The sequence below is a fragment of the Dialister sp. UBA1703 genome (assembly GCA_002320515.1).
Lineage (GTDB): Bacteria > Bacillota > Negativicutes > Veillonellales > Dialisteraceae > Dialister.
The window spans coordinates 1-3,667 of the sequence record DCJJ01000096.1; the positions used below are offsets into that span (position 1 = coordinate 1).

The following is a 3,667-nucleotide window of genomic DNA, read 5'->3' on the forward strand; positions in this document are numbered from 1 at the left end:
AAATGGCGCCGAAGGCGCCGTACCTCGCCAGCGCAGCGATACTATATAACTCCCGAGGGCGAGAGCCCGGAGCCCGCCTGTAAGGCGAAGCCGATCACAGGCAGAACCCTGGCAGCCCAGGGCCGAAAGGCCCGGCGGCTGGCTCAACCCTCACGCCCGTAAGGGCGTGTCAACCTTCGGGAATACCGGAAAGCACCGCGCCGGTCCCGATCCCGACCGCGCCGAGAGGCGCCTGAACCCTCAAGCCCGTCAGGGCTTGTCCATAACGGGTTTACCATTCTGTGTCATATTTCTTCTGCATATGTAATCCCCTCAATATGACGTATCTTCTGGATGAAAAGTTCGTGTTCCCCGTGGTGAGGGACTTTGACGGTGAGGGTCGCTGCAGGAGACATGACGGATTCTCTTCTTTTATAGATGCTGAAGTTATAGACTTTCACTCCCTTGTCCCGGAGTTCTGCAATCACCTGATGAATGGATGCCAGGTCTTTGAATTCAACGTAAAGGTCAAATTCCCGGGACCGGGCGCGGAGTTTCTTGTCCATGGGCTCCAGCACCCGAAGAATGAAAATGACAAAGAGAAGGGCCAGAATCGTGCCTTTGATAAAACCGATGCCTGCGGCAAGGCCAATGCCGGCACAGACCCAGAGGCCGGCGGCGGTAGTGAGGCCTTTTACTTCATTTCGCCCGGTCACAATGATGGTGCCTACGCCCAGAAAGCCGATACCACTGATGACCTGGGCACCCATGCGGGCGAGATCCGTATTGGAGGCAGGGAAGGTGCGGAGGATGAATTCGTTCACAATCATGGAAAGGGCGGCGCCGATGCACACCAGGGCATGGGTTTTGATGCCGGCGCCTTTGTTCTTATATTCCCTGTCCATGCCGATAATCACCCCTGCCAGGGTGGCCAGAAACAGCCTGGTGGCTATGCCTCCCATGGTCCAGGACTGGCAGAAATCGATAAATGCATCCATAATGCACCTCCTCTTCCATGTTATTTAAATGAATCGACTGACCGACGAAGGGCGGACAGGGCAGAGTACAGTTCTTTAAAGGGAGTGTCTACATCCTTTTCCGCCACCCAGCGGAAGAACCGTTCCCCCATGCGCACTTCGCAGCGGGTATACCGCTTGATGGGGCCGTACTTTTCCCGTTCCCAGGCATTGGTATTCACTTCCATGGACTTCGTATTCGTTACAAAGTGTGTCTGGGACAGGGTGAGAATAAAGGAAATGGATTTCACGAAATCATCCGCTACCTCCCTGGGAATCTCCCCCTTTGTCACCACCGGAAGACCGTTCCTCCAGTCGCTCCTTTCAAAGGTTTTCCTGGAGAAATCAAACACATAGTCAAACTGCCCGCCCTTCTCCACCAGGTACCCGTCGGTAACGGAAAAGCGGAATTTCATGCGTTCCATCTCCCTCTCTGCTTCTTCCGGGCTTACCCCAGCGGAGGGGGCGCTGTTTTCTATGCCTGCTTTCTTTGCTAAATCATCAAAATGGTATTCTGCCATGGATAGCTCCTTTCTTATGGACACGCCTGCGGCGTGAGGGTTGACGGGGCTTCGCCCGTGGATACGCCTGCGGCGTGAGGGTTGACGGGGCTTCGCCCCGAGGGTTGTGACCGCCTGATGGCGGCAGGTTGTATTCGCTTCGCTCAGGGGGCGACAGCGCCTGCGGCGCTGAGGGTGGTGGATTGCCCTTTGGGCAATGCTTATGAAGTCAGCGTTACGGGATTTACCTTTCTGTGTCATATGGCATGATAAGCATTCTGCTGAATTATCTGCCTTCGGCAGATACACCCCCTATCCGGCTGCGCCGGACTTCCCCCGCAAGCGGGGGCAGAACAACCCGTGCTTAAAGTAGAGCGACTTATGAGTACATGGCTTCGCGGAGCCTTGTAGTGCCCCCGCTTGCGGTGGCAAGGGAACTGGATTCGCAAGGAGCCGTAGGCGACTGAGAATCCAGTGACACGCTTCCCAGAGGGGCGGAAAGGTGGTGCCGTAAGGCACCAAAGGGGGAACTGCCGGAGTGGTAAGCACCGCCATGATACGCAAAGCTTCTGATGTCTGACATTCTGATGTCTAACCGTTATTTCTAACCTGCACTTCCCCAGAAAGGGGGCCGCCTGCTTCCTGCCTCTACGTCATTTNNGATGCTGCATGTAGTTATGGATGAAAATGCTTTTGTTTCTTTTGAGGCTCTGAGTCGAGAAATCTCCTGCCCCGATAAGGCTTGTATTATTGTGGAATGAGATTTCTCCACTCCGCTCCGCTGCGGTCGAAATGACGGTGAGGCGAATTAACATCTGTGTCATTTCTTCATTTTTCACAGCCTTCTATATTACGGGACTGGCCTGTCAGTGTCATATGACATGATAAGCATTCTGGTGATTAGCCGCTACGCGGCTCCCCCTTTCCGGCTGCGGCTTCCATGAAAAAAACAGCCCTCCCGCAGGAGAGCTGTTTTTTATTTCATAATTACCAGAGGCGGACAGCCGGTTTGGGGTCGCCGAAGCGGTGAATGGTGTCTACGAAACGGACGGTGCCGGTTTTGTAGCGGAGGACCAGGGTAGAGGTTCTTGCACCGCCGCCGAAGTAGCGGACGCCTCTCAGCATGGCGCAGTCGGTGATGGCTGTTTCGGAGAAGATGCAATCGTCGCCTTTGACCAGGTCATCAAGTGTGAGGACTTTGTTGGGATCATCAATGCCCATGGCATGGAGCCGTTTCACTTCTTCTTCCGTATGGGGAAGGAGTTTGGCCTGCATATCGCCGCCCAGGCATTTGAGGCCTACCGCAGAAAGGACGCCTTCCGGCGCACCGCCGGAGCCAAGTACCATGTGGATGCCGCTTCCCTGGATGCCGCAGTCGATGGAGGGGACTACGTCGCCGTCAGTGATGAGGCGGATACGGGCACCGGCCGCTCTGGCTTCGCGGATAATCTTTTCATGTCTTTCCCGGTCCAGAATGACAACAGTAAGGTCGGAAATTTCACGATCCATGGCATCAGCCACGTTTTTCAGGTTTTCAGTCACCGATGCATTGATATCGATGCGGCCTTTCGCACGGGGGCCTACGCAGATTTTCTGCATGTACATATCCGGTGCATGAAGCAGGCAGCCTTTGGGCGCAATGGCCAGTACGGCAATGGCGCCGTTCTGTCCCTTGGCTACCAGATTGGTGCCTTCCACAGGATCTACGGCAATATCCACTTCTTCTCCGCCGGCACCTACATGTTCGCCGATGTAGAGCATAGGCGCTTCATCGATTTCCCCTTCGCCGATGACTACGGTACCGGAAACGGGAGTCTTGGCAAACTGTTCATGCATGCCGTCCACAGCAGCCTGGTCAGCGCCTTCCTTATCGCCTACGCCCATGAGACGGCCGCTCCGAAGAGCTGCCTGTTCCGTGATTCTTACAAATTCCATAGAAAGTTGTCTGTTCATTGTATGCCTCCACAATAGTATACTTTCTCTTTCACAGTTGTTCTTATTGTATCACATTTAAAAGAAAAATGGAGTATACATTTATTATTTTTTTATTGGGGCCGCGAAGCGGCCCGGGTTCAGAAGGTTCAAAGGGTTGTGGAAAAAGGTTCTTAGGATTGACCGGCCTGACGGCCGGAGGGTTCTTAAGTTTGACGGCCCTTCGGGCCGAGGGTTGTG

At 54.4% G+C, this 3,667-nt stretch carries 3 protein-coding genes; all 3 read right to left on the reverse strand.

The window, feature by feature from the left end; translation table 11 throughout:
- Window positions 1–284: 284 nt before the first annotated feature.
- The 3 genes from B2Y11_RS04700 to glpX all read right to left on the reverse strand — a co-directional run bounded on the left by B2Y11_RS04700 (window position 285) and on the right by glpX (window position 3,448).
- Window positions 285–977: an MgtC/SapB family protein gene (locus B2Y11_RS04700; RefSeq protein WP_291056823.1), complete on the reverse strand. Its 693-nt coding sequence runs from the start codon at window positions 975–977 to the stop codon at window positions 285–287.
- Window positions 978–997: 20 nt separating this feature from the next.
- The gene (locus tag B2Y11_RS04705; protein ID WP_291056825.1) at window positions 998–1,516 is read right to left on the reverse strand and encodes a hypothetical protein; all 519 of its coding nucleotides are present in this window, start codon (window positions 1,514–1,516) and stop codon (window positions 998–1,000) included.
- A gap of 966 nt (window positions 1,517–2,482) precedes the next feature.
- Entirely contained in the window at window positions 2,483–3,448 is a 966-nt protein-coding gene (gene glpX, locus B2Y11_RS04710; RefSeq protein WP_008858885.1) for a class II fructose-bisphosphatase, read from the reverse strand.
- Window positions 3,449–3,667: the final 219 nt, after the last annotated feature.

Coding starts and splice junctions, on each gene's coding strand:
- B2Y11_RS04705 (WP_291056825.1), bottom strand. CDS start 1,516: ATGGCAGAATACCATTTTGATGATTTAGCAAAGAAAGCAGGCATAGAA.
- B2Y11_RS04700 (WP_291056823.1), bottom strand. CDS start 977: ATGGATGCATTTATCGATTTCTGCCAGTCCTGGACCATGGGAGGCATA.
- glpX (WP_008858885.1), bottom strand. CDS start 3,448: ATGAACAGACAACTTTCTATGGAATTTGTAAGAATCACGGAACAGGCA.